This is a genomic window from Methylocapsa sp. S129, assembly GCF_009765995.1.
GTDB lineage: Bacteria > Pseudomonadota > Alphaproteobacteria > Rhizobiales > Beijerinckiaceae > Roseiarcus.
In genome coordinates this window covers 210,324-227,339 of record NZ_LMUI01000042.1, presented here as the reverse complement: position 1 = coordinate 227,339, position 17,016 = coordinate 210,324, and the positions used below count along the sequence as shown (strand labels likewise).

Here is a 17,016-nt window from a genome sequence, read left to right as displayed (position 1 = left end):
TATGTCATTGTCTGAAGCGAGAGGGCGCTTGCCTGGCGAGCCGGTGGCGATTGTCGACATCGGCTCGAATTCGGTGCGCCTTGTCGCCTACGAGGCCCTGACGCGATCGCCGACGCCGACCTTCAATGAAAAAGTGCTCTGCGGCCTGGGCAAGGGCGTCGCAACGACCGGCTTCCTGACTGACGAATCCGTGGCCAAAGCTTTGGCGGCGCTTCAGCGCTTCAAGGTTCTCTGCCGGACGATGCGCATCGAGGATATCAGCGCCGTCGCGACGGCCGCCGTGCGCGACGCCGCCAACGGTCCGCAATTTCTCGAGCTTGCGGAACTGGCGATCGGGTGCAAGATCGAGCTGCTCGACGGGCAGCGCGAGGCGCAATTATCGGCGCTTGGCGTTCTCAGCTCGATTCACGAGCCCGACGGCGTCGTGGGCGATCTGGGCGGCGGTTCGCTCGAACTGATCGACATCCGGAATGGCAAGGTCGGACGGGGCGTGACCCTGCCGCTCGGCGGCCTTTCGCTGATGGATGTCTCCGAGCGCTCGCCCAAAAAGGCTGTGCGCATCGTCCGAGACGCGCTCTCCAAGGCCAAACCGCTCGACAACCTCTCGGGGCGCACGTTCTATGCGGTGGGCGGGACGTGGCGCGCGCTGGCGCGCCTGCACATGCGCCAACGCCAATATCCCCTCAATGTGATGCACAATTATGTGATCCCCTCCCGCGACGCGCTCGAATTCGCCAAGCTTGTCGAGCGGATCGAGGCCGACGCTTTATTGTCGATCGAATTCGTCTCGGCGGCGCGGCGTCCACTGCTCGCCTATGGCGCCGTTGTTCTGGAAGAAATCATTCGCAGGGCGGCGCCGAAGGAAATCGTAATGTCCGCTCTCGGCGTGCGCGAGGGCATGCTCTACCAGCGGCTCTCCCAGGCCGAGCGCGACGCGGATCCTTTGCTGGTCGCCGCACGAGAGTTCAACATTCTACGTTCGCGCGCGCCCGCGCATGGCGAGGAGCTGTTCGCCTGGACCAGCCTGCTGATGAAATCGAGCCATCTGGAGGAGACCAAGGAAGAGGAGCGCCTGCGCCACGCCGCTTGCCTGCTCTCCGATGTCGGCTGGCGCGCGCACCCCGACTATCGCGGCGAACAATCTCTAAACTTGATCGCCAATGCGGCCGTCATCGGCATCGACCATCCCGGCCGCGCCTATCTCGCTCTTGCCGCATCCTATCGTCACCTATCGGCGGATCAGGACGTGGGGCCGCACCTGCGCTCGCTGGTGCCGGCGCGCCTTCTGGATCGCTCGCGCGTTCTGGGCGCAGCAATGCGCGTCGCCTACATCATTTCGGCGGCGATGCCCGGCATCCTGCCGCGCGCGCCGATGATCTGCCAGAAGGGCAAAGTGGTTCTGACGCTTCCCTCCGATCTCGCGCCGTTGAACAGCGATCGCTTGCAAAACCGCATGAAGCAATTCGCCCGCCTGATCGGCGGCGATCCGGAAATCAAGGCGACGCCCGCGAGCGCCGGCGTGCCGCCAGAAAGCCGGTACGCGGAAGCCGAATAGACGCCGACGCTCGGGTGTTAACAACGCATCGACGATCCAACGGGCGGCAACTTAATCCCCTATGGCGGCGTTCATCACCGAGCTGTCATCAAGTGACCGCATTGTCTCGTAGAGTCGTTCGATTAGCCAAGGAGAGCTTCATGTCGCATTCAAGCCTGTCATTCATCGCTGCTTTGGGCGCCGGGTTGGCGCTCACCCTCGCGCCTGCCTTGGCGGATGTCGTCAAATACAAGGCCGCTCTCAACGGCCCGAGCGAAAACCCGCCGACCACGTCCAAGGGCGTCGGCGCCATCGAGGCCGATTACGACAGCGCGACCAAGACGCTGACCTGGTCGGGGACCTATTCGGACCTCACGGGGCCGGAGACCGCCGCGCACTTTCATGGACCCGCCCCCATGGGGACGAATGCCGGCGTGATGGTGCCGGTCGACGCAAAGTCCAGCCCGTTCAAGGGGTCGGCTGTGCTGACCGACGAGCAGGCCAAGGCGTTCGCCGATGGGCTGATCTACTTCAATATCCATACGGCGCAGAACAAGGGCGGCGAAATTCGCGGGCAGCTCGCGCCGGCGAAATAACCGGAAACGCGTCCCCTCGGGCTCTCTAATTTCCCGCCGCTTTGGCGGCGGGGGTTTCCTCGGCCTCGCGCCATTCCAGCGTAACGACCTTGCCGTTTTCAACGGTCAGCGCCAAACGTCCGCGCTTGAGTTCAAGCGCTCTCGCTCCGAACAAGGTGCGCCGCCAGCCATGAAGGGCGGGGACATCGGCGCGGTCGTCGGCTGCGATCATTTCGAGATCGTCGACTGTGGCGATCATTTTGCCGGCGACGCCGCTTTGGTCGCAGACCTGACGCAGCAGCACTTTAAGCAATTCGACCGTCGCCGCGGAACCGGGCGGACCGCGCTTGTCCTTTTCGAGTCTGGGCAAGCTCTTAGGGTCGCGCGCGAGGCCTTGTTCGACCGCATTCAGGATTTCAGCGCCCGCCTTGGCGCGCTCCATGCCGCGTGGAAAAGCGCGAAGATTGGCGAGCGCCTCCGCGCTTCGCGGCGCGGCCAGCGCAATCTCCACGAGAATATCGTCCTTGAGGACGCGTGAACGCGGCACGTCGCGCGTCTGCGCTTCCTTTTCTCGCCAGGCGGCAAGCTCCATTAAAACAGCTAGATCACGCGGTTTCCTCGCGCGGTTCTTGAGCCGCTCCCAGGCATTTTCAGGGTGCTGCTCGTAGGTCGAGGCGGAGGTGAGAATCTTCATCTCGTCCTCGAGCCAGGAAAGCCGTCCCGATTTGCCGAGCTTGACGAGCAGCGCCCGGTAAATGTCCCGGAGATGGGTGACGTCGCCTATCGCATAGTCGATCTGCGCCTGCGCGAGCGGACGGCGCGCCCAGTCGGTGAAGCGGGAGGATTTGTCGATCGCGACATGGCAGATCGAATTGACCAGTTCGCTGTAAGAGACCTGATCGCCGTAACCGCAGACCATCGCCGCGACCTGGGTGTCGAACATGGGTTTGGGCACGACGCCCGCAAGTTTCCAGAAAATCTCGACGTCCTGGCGCGCCGCATGAAACACCTTGACGACATTTTCATCCGCCATCAGCGCGAATAAAGGCCGGAGATCGAGGCCCTCGGCCAGAGCGTCGATCGCCAGCGCTTCATCGTCGGAGGCGACCTGAACGACGCAAAGGATCGGCCAGAACGTGGTTTCGCGGTGAAATTCCGTATCGACGGCGACGAAAGGATGACGGGCGAAGCGCTCACAGGCGGCGGCAAGTTCGTCGTTCGTCGCAATTAAATTCATGAATCGTCCATAAATGAAAGGCTGGCCACGCGCCAGCCCTCATATCCTGCCCGGGCCGTCCTTGTTTGGGGAAGAGCGCTTATTTGTGCGGTTGGGCGGCGATCTTGGGACGGTCCTTGCGTTGCGGGGCGGGGGCATGTTTGGGCATGCCCAGGCGCTTGTCGAGATAGACGCCGACGGTCGTTTGAAGATCCTCGATGCAGTTTTCGAAGAAATGATTGGCGCCTTCGATCACGGCATGTTCGATGTGAATGCCCTTCTGCGTCTTCAATTTCTCGATCAATCCCTGGACTTCCTTGAGCGGCGCGACGCGGTCGCGATCGCCGTGGACGAACAGGCCGGACGAGGGGCAGGGCGCCAGGAACGAGAAATCGAAACGATTGGCCGGCGGGGCGATCGAAATGAAGCCTTCGATCTCCGGGCGGCGCATTAAGAGCTGCATGCCGATCCACGAGCCGAACGAAACGCCGGCGATCCAACACGCGCGCGCCTCCGGGCTGATCGATTGCGCCCAATCGAGCGCCGAGGCTGCGTCGGACAATTCGCCCTGGCCGTGATCGAAGGCGCCCTGCGAGCGTCCGACGCCGCGAAAATTGAAACGCAATACGGAAAAGCCTCGCTCGGCGAAGGCGTAATACATATTATACACGATCTGATTGTTCATCGTGCCGCCAAACTGCGGATGCGGATGCAGGATGATGGCGATCGGCGCGCCCCGCGTTTTGGCGGGATGGAAGCGGCCTTCAAGTCGTCCAGCCGGGCCGTTGAAAATTACTTCAGGCATTTCGCCTCCGTTATCTCAATCTTGTCACACGCCACTTCGCGCGGAAGGTCCAATCCCCGCCCTTGACATCCCATCGCCAGCGCCGCATCTCCTGTTAGAATGGTTCTAACAGTCGCTGGCTTCAGCGGCGACGAAGCGGAACGCACGGAAATTGTGGCCGGATTGGCGCGGAGCGCGCCTTCTAGCACGGTTCGCCAGTGCAAATGCAAGGCTAAAACGCCAGAGTCCTGGCGTTATGTCCGGGCAACGGACAATGGCGAACGGCTTTTCCTTTCGCTCATATAATAAGTTGGCGGGCGATTTGAAGCAGACGAGGCGCAGCTATCTCGATTTCAACGCGACGGCGCCGTTGCGCGCCGAGGCGCGCGAGGCTTGCGTGGCCGCTTTCGAACTGGCGGGAAATCCCTCCTCGATTCACGGGGAAGGCCGCGCCGCGCGGGCGGTCGTCGAGCAAGCGCGGGCAGCCGTCGGTGAATTGGCGGGCGTCTCGCCGCGCGGAATCACCTTTGTCGCGAGCGGCACCGAGGCGGCCAATCTGGTCCTGACGCCCGCTATCGCTGGGCTTCGCGCGCCGCTGAAAAGGCTGATCGTCTCGGCGGGAGAGCATTCCTGCGTGCTGAAAGGCCACCGTTTCGCGCCTTCGATGGTCGAAACCGCGCCGCTGCGCGACGACGGCCGCATCGATCTCGACGCTCTTGCGCAGGCGGTCGCTCGCGACGACGGCCCGGTCATGCTGGCGCTTCAAGGCGCCAATAACGAGACGGGAATCATCCAGCCGGTCGCCGAGGCGGCGGCGCTGGTTCACGCGGCCGGCGGCATCGTTGTTTGCGACGTCGTGCAATTGGCTGGGCGGGCGCCTTGCACAGCGGGGGCGCTGGGCGCGGATTTTCTCATTCTTTCCGCTCATAAGCTTGGCGGCCCCAAAGGGGCGGGCGCTCTTGTGGCGGCCTCGCCGGAGATCGGCGTCGCCGAGCCGCTGCTGCGCGGCGGCGGGCAGGAACGGGGTTTGCGGGCCGGAACCGAGAATGTCGCCGCGATCGCCGGATTTGGCGCAGCGGCGCGCGCCGCCATGGCGGAATTGGCGGACGAGCCGGCGCGGCTGGCGAAGTTGCGCGAAGGCCTCGCGGCGCATATCGCCCGCGCAGCGCCGGACGCGGTCATTTTCGGCCTTGGCGTCGCGCGGCTGTCCAATACCTTGTGTTTCGCCATTCCCGGCATTGGCGCAGAGACTTTGATGATTGCGCTCGATCTAGCGGGCGTTGCGGTCTCATCGGGCGCGGCCTGTTCGTCGGGCAAGGTCGCCCGCTCGCATGTGCTCGACGCGATGCGGGTCGATCCGGCGCTGGGCGCAGGGGCGATCAGGCTGAGCCTTGGCTGGTCGTCGGACGAGACGGATGTCGCCCATTTTGGAGAGGCGATCGCGGGGCTCGCGTCCCGTATGCGGCGAGGCAGGCGTGCGGCGTAAACCCAGAGAAGAGGCTTGTGCCCACGTGAGAAAAGATAGGGGAAGACAGAATGCTTGATCATATCGGTTTTTCCGTCAGCGACACCGCCGCCAGCCGGGCCTTTTATGTCGCGGCTTTGGCGCCGCTCGGCATTGAAATCGCGGCAGAGTTTGGCGATCACACAGGCTTTGGCCGCGACGGGCGTGCGCAATTCTGGTTCGGGGGCGGCGGCAAGCCCGCGAGCGGCGTGCATCTGGCCTTCACAGCCAAAACTTGCGCCGAAGTGCGCGCTTTTCATGAAGCGGCGCTTAAAGCGGGCGCCAAAGACAATGGGGCGCCGGGGTTGCGCCCGCATTACCATCCGAACTATTACGGGGCGTTTGTAATTGACCTCAACGGGCACAATATAGAAGCGGTATGTCATAGCCCCGAGGCCTGAAACAAAAGCCAACAAGTTTTGACCCCCACCGGCGGTCCTTGAAACCGACGAGGCGAGGAGAAGTCCACATGGCGGCTGTCCAGGAAACTGTCGACCGCGTTCGTTCGATCGATGTAAGCGAATATAAATACGGGTTCATCACCGATATTGCGTCCGATAGGGCCCCCAAGGGCCTGAACGAGGATATCGTTCGGTTCATCTCGGCCAAGAAGAGCGAGCCCGAATGGCTGCTGCAATGGCGGCTGGAGGCTTATCGTCGCTGGCTGACGATGGACGAGCCGCAATGGGCGCGCGTCGAACATCCGCCGATCGACTATCAGGACCTCTATTATTTCTCGGCGCCCAAATCGACGCCGGGGCCAAAATCGCTTGACGAAGTCGATCCTGAGTTGCTGCGCACCTATGCGAAGCTTGGCATTCCGCTGATCGAGCAGGAAATCCTCGCCGGCGTCGAGCGGCCGCGCGTCGCGGTCGACGCCGTGTTCGATTCCGTCTCGGTGGCGACCACTTTCAAGGCCGAACTCGCCAAGGTCGGCGTGATCTTCTGCTCGTTCTCCGAAGCGGTGCACAACCACCCCGAACTGGTGCGCAAATATCTCGGCACGGTCGTGCCCGCGTCCGACAATTTCTACGCGACCTTGAATTCGGCCGTGTTCTCCGACGGCTCCTTCGTCTATGTGCCGCCCGGCGTGCGCTGCCCGATGGAGCTCTCGACCTATTTCCGCATCAACGAAAAGAACACCGGCCAGTTCGAGCGCACGCTGATCATCGCCGACAAGGGCGCCTATGTCAGCTATCTCGAAGGCTGCACGGCGCCCAAGCGCGACGAGAACCAGCTTCACGCGGCGGTCGTCGAACTCGTCGCGCTCGACGATTCCGAGATCAAATATTCGACCGTGCAGAATTGGTATCCCGGCGATTCCGAGGGCAAGGGCGGCATCTACAATTTCGTGACCAAGCGCGGCGATTGCCGCGGCGCACGCTCGAAAATCTCGTGGACGCAAGTCGAGACCGGGTCGGCGATCACCTGGAAATACCCGTCCTGCATCCTGCGCGGCGACAAGTCGCGCGGCGAATTCTATTCGATCGCGATTTCGAATGGACGCCAGCAGGTCGACAGCGGCACCAAGATGATTCATCTGGGCAAGGACACGACGAGCCGCATCATCTCGAAGGGCATCGCCGCCGGCCGTTCGCAGAACACCTATCGCGGCCAGGTCTCGGCCCATCGTCTGGCGACGGGTGCGCGCAATTTCACCAATTGCGACTCGCTGCTGATCGGCGACAAATGCGGCGCCCATACCGTGCCCTATATCGAAGCCAAGAACAGTTCGGCTGTCTTCGAGCACGAGGCGACGACTTCGAAAATCTCCGAGGACCAGCTCTTCTATTGCCTGCAGCGCGGCCTGTCGGGCGAAGAGGCGACGGCGCTGATCGTTAATGGCTTCGTGCGCGACGTGCTGCAACAATTGCCGATGGAATTCGCAGTCGAGGCGCAGAAGCTGATCGCGATCAGCCTTGAGGGGAGCGTCGGGTGACGAAGCCCGTCATCAACATCGCCGATGTGCCGCTGCGCGATGGCGGCAATGGCGGGCAATTCGACGCCCGGCTCGGCCGCATCGGCTTCATGATCGGGGCGAGCAAGCTTGGCTGCCAGTTGCATATCGTGCCGGCGGGCAAGAAGGCGTTTCCGCGCCACGCCCATCACGTCAACGAGGAAATGTTCTTCGTCGTGTCGGGCGAGGGGATTTATCGGCTCGGCGACGAGACATACCCTGTCCGCGCCGGCGATGTGATGAGCGCGCCGGCTGGCGACGTCTCGACCGCGCATCAGATCGTCAATACGGGATCGACGGAGCTGCGCTATCTCGGCTTTTCGACGCGCCTCGATCCCGACGTCGTGGAATATCCCGATTCCAATAAATTCGCCGTCGCATCGATGGTTCCCGCCGACAAGGGCCTGGTCGCGGCCAAGCTCGCCTTTATCGGCCGCCGCGAAAATTCACTCGGCTATTTCGACGGCGAAGAATGAAAACGAAAGAATGAATATGCTTGAAGTCAAGAATCTCAGCGTCGAAATCCATGGCAAGCCAATCCTCGACGGGCTCAACCTCACGGTGAAGGCCGGCGAAGTCGCCGCGATCATGGGGCCGAACGGATCGGGCAAATCGACGCTCTCCTATGTCATCGCCGGCAAGCCGGATTATGAAGTGACGGGCGGCGATGTATTGCTCGACGGCGAAAGCATTCTCGAAATGTCGCCTGACGAGCGCGCCGCCAAGGGCCTGTTTCTCGCCTTCCAGTATCCGGTCGAAATTCCTGGCGTGGCGACGATGACTTTCCTCAAAGCGACGCTTAACGCCCAGCGGCGCGCGCGCGGTCTGAAGGAAATGACGACGCCCGATTTCATGCGCGCGGAGCGCAGCGCCGCCGATCGCCTGAAGATCGACCAGGAAATGCTGCGGCGCCCGCTTAATGTCGGCTTTTCCGGCGGCGAGAAGAAGCGCATGGAAATTCTGCAGATGGCGCTGCTGCAGCCGCGCCTCGCCATTCTCGACGAAACGGATTCGGGGCTGGACATCGATGCGTTGCGGATCGTTTCGGAAGGCGTCAATGCACTCCGCGACAAGGACCGCGCCTTCCTCGTCATCACCCATTACCAACGCCTGCTCGATCACATCAAGCCGGATGTGGTGCATGTGATGGCCAAGGGCCGCATCGTCAAAACCGGCGGCCCCGAACTCGCGCTCGAGCTTGAGCGCAACGGCTATCGCGACTACGCGGCGGACGCTGCGTGAGGACGACATGACATTGCATGCGTTGAAAACAAGAACCGCCGCCGAGACCGCGCTCGCGGAGCAATTCGCCGCCGGGCAGGGCGCGCTGTCGGCGCTCGACCGCGAGGCGTCGTTTCGTCTGTTCGCGGCCAAGGGCCTGCCGACGCGCCGCGACGAAGCCTGGCATTACACGGATCTGCGCTCGCTCTTCGCCAGCGTCGCACCGCTTGCAAATGCGCCTGACGCCGCCGCCATCGCCGCCGCGCGCAAAACTTTGGCTGCGCGGGCGCGCGCAGGCGCAACGACGCTGGCGATTGTCGATGGTCGCTACATCTCCGAATTGTCGGACCCGCCGCCCCAGGGCGTCAGCGTCGCCGCGCTGACGCAGACCGGCCGCGGCGGCAATGGCGATGCCGATCCCTTGCTCGCGCTTAATGGCGCGCTTGCCCAGGGCGGCTGCGTCGTCACTGTCGATGCGGGCGCCGACGTCACAAAGCGCATTGAAATCGTTCATCTGATGACGGACGGGGCGGCGAAGTCGGTCCATTCGCGGGTGGCGATTGATATTGGAGCGGGCGCGCGGGCGCGAATTGTGGAGAGCTTTGTCGGCGCTGACGCAGGCGACCAGCGCGATGCGGCCACCCTTATCGATCTGACGGATGGCGCGAAACTCGATCACGCCGTCATTGTCGAGGATAATGCGGCTTTACACATTGAAAGCCAGACGGCGCGCCTTGGCGACAAGGCGGAACTTTCCGCTTTCGGTTTCGTCGCGGGCGGGGCGCTGGTGCGCCGGCAGATTTTTGCGACATTGACCGGCCAGAACGCCAGGATTGCGCTCGGCGGCCTCTCGCTTCTCAACGGCAAACGCCATGCCGACACCACGCTGGTCGTCGACCATGCCGCACCGCATGGGCAGAGCCGGGAGTTCTACAAACATATCGTCGCCGACGATGCGACGGGCGTCTATCAGGGCAAGGTCGTCGTGCAGCCCGGCGCCCAGAAGACCGATGGCGCAATGAAGAGCCAGGCGATCCTGCTCTCGCCGCACGCCGTCATGAACAACAAGCCGGAACTCGAAATCTTCGCCGACGATGTCGTTTGCGGCCATGGCGCGACAGTGGGTGCGCTCGATCCTGAACAGACGTTCTATCTGCAAGCGCGCGGCCTGCCCAAAGCCGAGGCTGAGGCCATGCTGCTGGAGGCGTTCGGCGCCGACGCGATAGCGCGCGTCAATGACCAGGAACTGGCCGAGCTGCTGCGCGAAAAGATGCGCGCCTGGCTCGCCAGACGGACGGAGGGCGCGCGCCGATGACGATCCACAATCCGATATCGGCGCCATTGGACGTCGAAGCGTTGCGCGCCGACTTCCCGATCCTGGCCGAACGCCCCTACGGCAAACCGCTGGTCTATCTCGATAATGCCGCCTCGGCACAAAAGCCGCGCGCGGTGATCGAGCGCCTGACGCATGCCTATGAGCACGAATATTCCAATGTGCATCGCGGGTTGCATTATCTCGCCAATGCCGCCACCGAGGCCTATGAGGCGGCGCGAGAAAGCGCGCGCCGTTTTCTCAACGCCGGCTCGCATGAAGAGATCGTCTTCACCCGCTCGGCGACCGAGGCGATCAATCTCGTCGCCGCCAGTTTCGGCCTCGCCCATATCGGGGAGGGTGATGAAATCGTGCTTTCCGTCATGGAGCATCATTCCAACATCGTGCCCTGGCATTTCCATCGCGAGCGCAAGGGCGCAGTGTTGAAATGGGTCGATGTCGCAGACGATGGCTCGTTTTCGCTCGAAGCCTTCGAACGCGCTTTAACCAAACGCACCAAAATCGTCGCGATCACGCATATGTCCAATGTCCTGGGCACCGTGACGCCGATCAAGGACATCATTCGCATCGCCCATGCGCATGGCGTTCCCGTGCTGGTCGATGGCTCGCAGGGCGCGGTGCATCTCGATGTCGACGTGCGCGATCTCGACGCCGATTTTTATGTCTTCACCGGCCATAAGGTTTATGGGCCGACCGGCATCGGCGTGCTCTATGGCAAGCGCGCCCTGCTGGAGGCGCTGCCGCCGTTCAACGGCGGCGGCGAGATGATCCAGGACGTCACGCAAGACGTTGTCACCTATAATGCGCCGCCGCACCGTTTTGAGGCGGGCACGCCGCCGATCGTCCAGGCGATCGGCCTTGGCGCTGCGCTCGATTATGTCGAAGGGATCGGGCGGGCGCGCATCCGGACGCATGAGGAATCCTTGGCCGCCCACGCCCACGAGCGGTTGGGCGCGATCAATTCCCTGCGCATTTTTGGCCAGGCGCCCGGCAAGGGGCCGATCGTCTCGTTCAACATGCAAGGCGCCCATGCCCATGATGTGGCGACGATCATCGATCGCTCGGGCGTCGCGGTGCGCGCCGGCACCCATTGCGCAATGCCGCTCTTGCAACGCTTCGGCGTGACCTCTACCTGCAGGGCGTCGTTTGCGCTATATAACACGCATGCCGAGGTGGACGCCTTGGCGGAAGCTCTGATCCGTGCGCAGAGCCTGTTCGCCTGAGGAGGGCTTGAAGAGATGACCGACAGCCCGACGATGGACCATGCGCCCAACCAGCCCGTGGTCGCATCGCCCTCGGCGATCCCGGCGGATGAGTTGCAGCGCCTGACCGACGATATCGTCGCCGCGCTCAAGACGGTCTATGATCCTGAAATTCCGTCAGATATTTACGAGCTTGGCCTCATCTACAACATCGACATCGACGACAGCCGTTTCGTGACCATCGAGATGACTTTGACGGCCCCGGCATGCCCGGTGGCGGGCGAAATGCCGGGCTGGGTCGAGAATGCGGTGAGCGCGGTCGGCGGCGTTTCTGGCGCCAAGGTCAATATGGTGTTCGACCCGCCGTGGGATCAAAGCCGCATGTCGGACGAGGCGCGGGTCGCGCTGGACATGTGGTGAGCGCACGCGGTCTTTAACGCCTGCGGCAATAAACCGCCTCCAAGCAAATTTGTATCTCCAGCTTGAGGCCAGGCTCATCGCGCATCATATATTTGATTGGTGAGCGCGCGCGGACCGAATCGCGGGTCCGAAATGGGAATGCGCGCCGGGCGGAACGCTCTGGGCCGGGACTGCGCTTTCTGCGCCACAGGTGGTGGCTATTTCTCCCATCTGCCCAGAAAAGACGCAGTTGCATGCTGATTGATGCAGTCATGCACATCCGAAAGTCGATGACGGCCGTATCCGCTCTTGTTGGACTCGCCGAGTTGAGTATCCAATCGCGGAAGATGTTGCGGAGGTGATTCGAAATCGCATGTGGCGACCAGCCGACTGGTGGAAGTCGTGACCCCACCCCGAAGGCCGTCCGCGCATTAAGAGGTGCCATCCATGTTCAACGACCATGTCTTCAATGCGTTCATGCGCTCGTTTGAGGCGCGGCGCGAAACCGAAATGTCGCTCTCGGAATATCTGGAGGCGTGCCGGGGCGACCCCATGCTCTACGCCAATGCGACGGAGCGCCTGCTGGCGGCGATCGGCGAACCCGAAATTATCGACACGGCCAAGGACCCCCGCCTTGGCCGTATTTTTTTGAACAGGACGATTCGGGCCTATCCCGCCTTCGCCGGCTTCTACGGCATGGAGGAGACCATCGAGCGGATCGTCTCCTTCTTCCGCCACGCCGCCCAGGGGCTGGAGGAGCGCAAGCAGATCCTCTACCTGCTCGGGCCGGTCGGCGGCGGCAAGTCTTCTCTCGCGGAGCGCCTCAAGGCGCTGATGGAAGTCCACCCGATTTATGTGATGAAGGCGGGCGACGAGATCAGTCCGGTGTTCGAAAGCCCGCTCGGTCTGTTCGATCCCGAGACGATGGGCGCGATGGTCGAGGAACGCTACGGCATCCCGCGCCGGCGCCTCAACGGGCTGGTCAGCCCGTGGTGCCTCAAGCGGCTTGAAGCGTTTGGCGGCGACGTTTCGCGGTTCACCGTCGCCAAGATCCAGCCTTCCCGGCTGCGTCAGATCGCGATCGCCAAGACCGAGCCGGGCGACGAGAACAACCAGGACATTTCGTCGCTGGTCGGCAAAGTCGACATCCGCAAGCTTGAGGCTTTCTCGCAAAACGATCCCGACGCCTATAGCTATTCGGGCGGCCTTAACCGGGCCAATCAGGGCATTCTCGAATTCGTCGAAATGTTCAAGGCGCCGATCAAGATGCTGCACCCGCTGCTCACCGCCACCCAGGAGGGCAATTATATCGGCACCGAAAATATCGGCGCCATTCCCTTCTCGGGTGTGATTCTGGCCCATTCGAACGAGGCGGAATGGCAGAGTTTTAAGGCCAACAAGAACAATGAGGCCTTCATCGACCGCATCTCGGTCGTCAAGGTTCCTTATTGCCTGCGCGTGACCGAAGAAGGCAAGATTTACGAGAAGCTGATCCAGGGCTCCGAACTGGCGAAATCGCCCTGCGCGCCCGCGACTCTGGAGACGATGGCCCGCTTTTCCGTGCTGTCGCGTCTGCGCAAGCACGAGAACTCGACCCTCTACGCCAAGATGCGCATCTATGACGGCGAGACGTTGAAAGAATCCGATCCAAAGGCGCGCAGCCATCAGGAATATAAGGATTCGGCCGGCGTCGACGAAGGCATGGACGGCGTCTCGACGCGCTTCGCGTTCAAGGTTCTCGCGTCGACATTCAACCATGACACGACGGAGATTGGCGCCGATCCCGTTCACTTGATGTATGTGCTGGAGCAGGCGATCCGCCGCGAGCAATTGCCCGACGAAACGGAGAAGCGCTATCTCGAATTCATCAAGGGCGAGCTGGCGCCGCGCTATGCCGAATTCATCGGCCACGAGATTCAAAAGGCCTATCTCGAATCCTATTCCGACTACGGGCAAAACCTGTTTGACCGCTATGTCGATTACGCCGACGCCTGGATCGAGGATCAGGATTTCAAGGATCCCGACACCGGCCAGCTTCTGAATCGCGAGCTGCTCAATCAGGAATTGACGAAGATCGAGAAGCCGGCCGGCATCGCCAATCCGAAGGATTTCCGCAACGAGATCGTCAAATTCTCGCTGCGCACGCGCGCCAATAACGGCGGCAAGAATCCATCCTGGACGTCCTACGAAAAAATCCGCGAGGTGATCGAGAAACGCATGTTCTCGCAGGTCGACGATCTTCTTCCGGTCATTTCGTTCGGATCAAAAAAGGACGGCGACACCGAGAAAAAGCACGGCGAATTCGTCGAACGCATGGCGGCGCGCGGCTATACCGAGCGGCAGGTCCGGCGTCTGGTCGAGTGGTATATGCGGGTCAAACAGGCCGGGTGATCCCAAGGAGCAGAGGAAAAGCGCATGCAGGTTCTCGATCGACGCCTTAATCCGGGCGGGAAGAACCTTGAAAATCGCCAGCGATTTCTTCGCCGCGCCAAGGCGATTGTGCGGCAGGCGGTGCGTCATTCCTCCCAGTCGCGCGATATTTCCGACATTCTTGAGGGAGGCGAGATCAGCATCCCCGCCCGTGGGGTCGATGAGCCTCGCTTCCATCACGGCCCCGGCGGCGTTCGCGACGAAGTGCTGCCGGGAAACAAGAAATTCGCGGAGGGCGACCTGCTGCCGCGCTCGGGCGAGGACGGCGGCGGTTCGGGACAAGACGGCGGCGGCGCCGACGGCGAAGACGCCTTTCGCTTCATTCTGACGCGCGAGGAATTTCTCGATCTGTTTCTGGACGACCTCGAATTGCCCGATCTCGCCAAGCGACGGCTTGCCGAAGTCGAGCACGAGGGAATCCGCCGGGCCGGCTATGCGGTTTCGGGCTCGCCGGTGAACATTGCGATTGGCCGCACGATGCGCCATGCCATGGGACGTCGCATCGCGCTGCACCGTCCAAGCCCGCAGTCGGTCGCGCTGCTTGAGGGAAAGCTCGCCGATTGCGCGGATCCCGAGGGTCGCGCGGCGCTGCAAAGCGAGATCGCGGCGCTTGAGTCCAGGATGCGGCGCATTCCCTATATCGACCCGATCGACATCCGGTATCGCCGCTTCGAGAACGTGCCCAAAGCGGTGGCTCAGGCGGCGATGTTCTGCCTGATGGACGTGTCCGGCTCGATGTCCGAGCACATGAAGGACCTCGCCAAGCGCTTCTACATGCTGCTCTACATTTTTCTCACCAAGCGCTATCGCCATGTCGAGATCGTGTTCATCCGCCATACCGACCGCGCCGAAGAGGTCGACGAGCAAACCTTCTTTCACAGCCCCGCCACCGGCGGCACCGTGGTGTCGAGCGCCTTCGAGGCGATGCGGCGCATCGTCGAATTGCGCTATCCTCCAGAAGACTGGAACATCTATGCGGCGCAGGCGTCGGACGGCGACAATTCCTACAGCGACGGCGAGCTGACGGCCCAGCTTTTGCGCGACCATATTCTGCCCGCTAGCCAGTATTTCGCCTATCTCGAAGTCGGCGACGCCGATGAGCGCGGCGAGGGCGCCGCGTCGCGCTCCTCGCTGTGGGGCGTTTACGATTCCTTGCGCGCCGGCGGCCTGCCGCTGTCGATGCGAAAGGTCACCACGCGAGGCGAGATTTTTCCGGTGTTTCGCGAACTCTTCCAGCGCCGGCAAGCCGGAGAGAGGGTCGCGTCATGAGCGCAGGGGCGATGGAACGTCTTTACGAAGGCGCCGACTGGGATTTTCCGATACTGCAGCGGCTGCACGACGCCTGCGAGGACGTCGCGCTGAGCGAACTCGGGCTCGATCTCTATCCCAACCAGATCGAAGTGATCACCGCGGAGCAGATGCTCGACGCCTATTCCTCGGTCGGCATGCCGCTGTATTACCGGCACTGGTCGTTCGGCAAGCATTTCACCCAGCACGAAGCGCTTTATCGCAAGGGTTTGCGCGGCCTTGCTTATGAAATCGTCATCAACTCTTCGCCGTGCATCTCCTATCTGATGGAGGAAAACACGGCGACCATGCAGGCTTTGGTGATCGCCCACGCCGCCTTCGGCCATAATCACTTTTTCAAGAACAATTATCTGTTCAAGCAATGGACGGACGCCGAAGGGATTCTCGAATATCTGAATTTCGCCAAAGGCTATGTCGCGCAGTGCGAGGAACGCTATGGCCATGCCGCGGTCGAACACACGCTCGATGCGGCGCATGGCGTGATGTCGCATGGCGTTTTTCGCTATCCCGGCAAGAAGAAGCTCGACCTGCGTGGCGAGGAGAAGCGCGCGAGGGATCGGCGCGCACATGACGAGCGCAGCTTCAACGATCTGTGGCGCACCGTTCCGCTCGGACCCGCCAAGAGCATGACAGAATTGAGCCTAGAGCGCCGAAAGGCGTTGCTGGGGCTGCCGCAGGAAAACATCCTGTATTTTCTCGAAAAATCGGCGCCGCGCCTGCTGCCCTGGCAAAGAGAGCTGCTGCGCATCGTGCGCCAGATCGCGCAATATTTCTATCCGCAGGGACAGACCAAGGTGATGAACGAGGGCACGGCGACCTACGTGCATTACCGCATCATGAATCGCTTGCATGAGCGAGGCGGCATTTCGAACGGCGATTTCCTCGAATTCCTGCAATCGCACACCAATGTCATTTTCCAACCGGCTTTCGACGATCCTCGCTTTTCGGGCTTCAATCCCTATGCCCTGGGCTTTGCGATGATGCAGGACATCGAGCGGATCGTGACCGATCCTGATGACGAAGATCGGCAATGGTTCCCCGAGATCGCGGGCGCCGGCGACGCCATGGCGGTGCTGCGCGACATCTGGGCTAATTATCGCGACGAGAGCTTCATCAGCCAATATTTAAGCCCGCGCCTGATGCGGCAGATGCGCATGTTCCAGCTTCACGACGATCCCGCGGTGAAGGAGGGGATCAAGGTCGAGGCGATCCATAATGAACGCGGCTACAGCCGCATCCGCCGCGAACTCGCCAGGCGCTATGATGTCGGCTGGTCGGACCCCAATATCGAAGTGGTCGACGTCGACCTCGTCGGCGACCGGCGCCTCATCCTCCACCACCACGTCGTGAACGGACGCTTGCTCGCCGAGGGCGCCGCCAGAAGCGTATTGCAGCATCTGGCCGATCTGTGGGGCTATGACGTGCTGCTGCGCGAGATCGGCCCCGCGGATGCAGTGCTCAAGGAGCATGGCTGCAGCCCGAAAGGGACGGCGCTGGCGGCGTAAAGGCAGAGAGACAGCACAAAGGAGGCCGGTCCGAGGGGATACGATCAA

General features: G+C 62.1%; 15 protein-coding genes. 13 read left to right on the top strand and 2 right to left on the bottom strand.

Features of this window, described 5'->3' with window-relative positions:
- Position 1: 1 nt before the first annotated feature.
- Together ppx and GSQ90_RS21660 are read left to right on the top strand one after the other, a co-directional pair.
- Positions 2 to 1,555: an exopolyphosphatase gene (ppx, locus tag GSQ90_RS21665; protein ID WP_158816966.1), complete on the top strand. Its 1,554-nt coding sequence runs from the start codon at positions 2 to 4 to the stop codon at positions 1,553 to 1,555.
- Between the two features lie 140 nt (positions 1,556 to 1,695).
- Complete coding sequence (locus GSQ90_RS21660) at positions 1,696 to 2,130, top strand: CHRD domain-containing protein (protein WP_158816965.1); 435 nt, start codon at positions 1,696 to 1,698, stop codon at positions 2,128 to 2,130.
- Between the two features lie 25 nt (positions 2,131 to 2,155).
- On the opposite strand, the gene rnd is transcribed toward GSQ90_RS21660, so the two are convergent.
- Together rnd and GSQ90_RS21650 are read right to left on the bottom strand one after the other, a co-directional pair.
- Positions 2,156 to 3,346, bottom strand: coding sequence for a ribonuclease D (gene rnd, locus GSQ90_RS21655; protein WP_158816964.1), 1,191 nt, complete (start codon positions 3,344 to 3,346; stop codon positions 2,156 to 2,158).
- Between the two features lie 79 nt (positions 3,347 to 3,425).
- Positions 3,426 to 4,130, bottom strand: coding sequence for an alpha/beta hydrolase (locus GSQ90_RS21650; protein ID WP_158816963.1), 705 nt, complete (start codon positions 4,128 to 4,130; stop codon positions 3,426 to 3,428).
- 301 nt (positions 4,131 to 4,431) lie between these two features.
- Here GSQ90_RS21650 and GSQ90_RS21645 point away from each other — a divergent pair, with 301 nt between their 5' ends.
- The 11 genes from GSQ90_RS21645 to GSQ90_RS21595 all read left to right on the top strand — a co-directional run bounded on the left by GSQ90_RS21645 (position 4,432) and on the right by GSQ90_RS21595 (position 16,968).
- Positions 4,432 to 5,595 carry a cysteine desulfurase family protein gene (locus GSQ90_RS21645; RefSeq protein WP_246731710.1) on the top strand — a complete coding sequence of 388 codons (1,164 nt, stop codon included), beginning with the start codon at positions 4,432 to 4,434 and terminating at the stop codon, positions 5,593 to 5,595.
- A 50-nt stretch (positions 5,596 to 5,645) separates the two neighbouring features.
- The gene (locus tag GSQ90_RS21640; RefSeq protein WP_158816961.1) at positions 5,646 to 6,014 is read left to right on the top strand and encodes a VOC family protein; all 369 of its coding nucleotides are present in this window, start codon (positions 5,646 to 5,648) and stop codon (positions 6,012 to 6,014) included.
- Between the two features lie 68 nt (positions 6,015 to 6,082).
- Complete coding sequence (gene sufB, locus GSQ90_RS21635; protein ID WP_158816960.1) at positions 6,083 to 7,552, top strand: Fe-S cluster assembly protein SufB; 1,470 nt, start codon at positions 6,083 to 6,085, stop codon at positions 7,550 to 7,552.
- Positions 7,549 to 8,046, top strand: a complete 498-nt coding sequence (locus tag GSQ90_RS21630) for a cupin domain-containing protein (RefSeq protein ID WP_210254942.1) — start codon at positions 7,549 to 7,551, stop codon at positions 8,044 to 8,046. Before sufB ends, GSQ90_RS21630 begins: the two co-directional genes overlap by 4 nt.
- 16 nt (positions 8,047 to 8,062) lie before the next feature.
- Positions 8,063 to 8,812 (top strand): Fe-S cluster assembly ATPase SufC, encoded by a 750-nt coding sequence (gene sufC, locus GSQ90_RS21625; RefSeq protein WP_158817346.1) that lies wholly within the window; start codon positions 8,063 to 8,065, stop codon positions 8,810 to 8,812.
- A gap of 7 nt (positions 8,813 to 8,819) precedes the next feature.
- Entirely contained in the window at positions 8,820 to 10,106 is a 1,287-nt protein-coding gene (sufD, locus tag GSQ90_RS21620; protein ID WP_158816959.1) for a Fe-S cluster assembly protein SufD, read from the top strand.
- Positions 10,103 to 11,347 carry a cysteine desulfurase gene (locus GSQ90_RS21615; protein WP_158816958.1) on the top strand — a complete coding sequence of 415 codons (1,245 nt, stop codon included), beginning with the start codon at positions 10,103 to 10,105 and terminating at the stop codon, positions 11,345 to 11,347. The genes sufD and GSQ90_RS21615 overlap by 4 nt, the downstream gene beginning before the upstream one ends.
- A 15-nt stretch (positions 11,348 to 11,362) precedes the next feature.
- A complete protein-coding gene (locus GSQ90_RS21610; RefSeq protein ID WP_158816957.1) occupies positions 11,363 to 11,746 on the top strand; it encodes an SUF system Fe-S cluster assembly protein in 384 nt (127 codons plus the stop codon).
- A 426-nt stretch (positions 11,747 to 12,172) separates the two neighbouring features.
- Positions 12,173 to 14,116 (top strand): PrkA family serine protein kinase, encoded by a 1,944-nt coding sequence (locus tag GSQ90_RS21605; RefSeq protein WP_158816956.1) that lies wholly within the window; start codon positions 12,173 to 12,175, stop codon positions 14,114 to 14,116.
- 24 nt (positions 14,117 to 14,140) lie between these two features.
- The gene (locus GSQ90_RS21600) at positions 14,141 to 15,424 is read left to right on the top strand and encodes a YeaH/YhbH family protein (RefSeq protein ID WP_158816955.1); all 1,284 of its coding nucleotides are present in this window, start codon (positions 14,141 to 14,143) and stop codon (positions 15,422 to 15,424) included.
- Positions 15,421 to 16,968 carry a SpoVR family protein gene (locus GSQ90_RS21595; RefSeq protein ID WP_158816954.1) on the top strand — a complete coding sequence of 516 codons (1,548 nt, stop codon included), beginning with the start codon at positions 15,421 to 15,423 and terminating at the stop codon, positions 16,966 to 16,968. Before GSQ90_RS21600 ends, GSQ90_RS21595 begins: the two co-directional genes overlap by 4 nt.
- Positions 16,969 to 17,016: the final 48 nt, after the last annotated feature.

What these genes read in the sequence shown, in the direction of transcription:
- ppx (WP_158816966.1), top strand. Translation starts at nt 2, where the DNA reads ATGTCATTGTCTGAAGCGAGAGGGCGCTTGCCTGGCGAGCCGGTGGCG.
- GSQ90_RS21660 (WP_158816965.1), top strand. Translation starts at nt 1,696, where the DNA reads ATGTCGCATTCAAGCCTGTCATTCATCGCTGCTTTGGGCGCCGGGTTG.
- rnd (WP_158816964.1), bottom strand. Translation starts at nt 3,346, where the DNA reads ATGAATTTAATTGCGACGAACGACGAACTTGCCGCCGCCTGTGAGCGC.
- GSQ90_RS21650 (WP_158816963.1), bottom strand. Translation starts at nt 4,130, where the DNA reads ATGCCTGAAGTAATTTTCAACGGCCCGGCTGGACGACTTGAAGGCCGC.
- GSQ90_RS21640 (WP_158816961.1), top strand. Translation starts at nt 5,646, where the DNA reads ATGCTTGATCATATCGGTTTTTCCGTCAGCGACACCGCCGCCAGCCGG.
- sufB (WP_158816960.1), top strand. Translation starts at nt 6,083, where the DNA reads ATGGCGGCTGTCCAGGAAACTGTCGACCGCGTTCGTTCGATCGATGTA.
- sufC (WP_158817346.1), top strand. Translation starts at nt 8,063, where the DNA reads ATGCTTGAAGTCAAGAATCTCAGCGTCGAAATCCATGGCAAGCCAATC.
- sufD (WP_158816959.1), top strand. Translation starts at nt 8,820, where the DNA reads ATGACATTGCATGCGTTGAAAACAAGAACCGCCGCCGAGACCGCGCTC.
- GSQ90_RS21615 (WP_158816958.1), top strand. Translation starts at nt 10,103, where the DNA reads ATGACGATCCACAATCCGATATCGGCGCCATTGGACGTCGAAGCGTTG.
- GSQ90_RS21610 (WP_158816957.1), top strand. Translation starts at nt 11,363, where the DNA reads ATGACCGACAGCCCGACGATGGACCATGCGCCCAACCAGCCCGTGGTC.
- GSQ90_RS21605 (WP_158816956.1), top strand. Translation starts at nt 12,173, where the DNA reads ATGTTCAACGACCATGTCTTCAATGCGTTCATGCGCTCGTTTGAGGCG.
- GSQ90_RS21600 (WP_158816955.1), top strand. Translation starts at nt 14,141, where the DNA reads ATGCAGGTTCTCGATCGACGCCTTAATCCGGGCGGGAAGAACCTTGAA.
- GSQ90_RS21595 (WP_158816954.1), top strand. Translation starts at nt 15,421, where the DNA reads ATGAGCGCAGGGGCGATGGAACGTCTTTACGAAGGCGCCGACTGGGAT.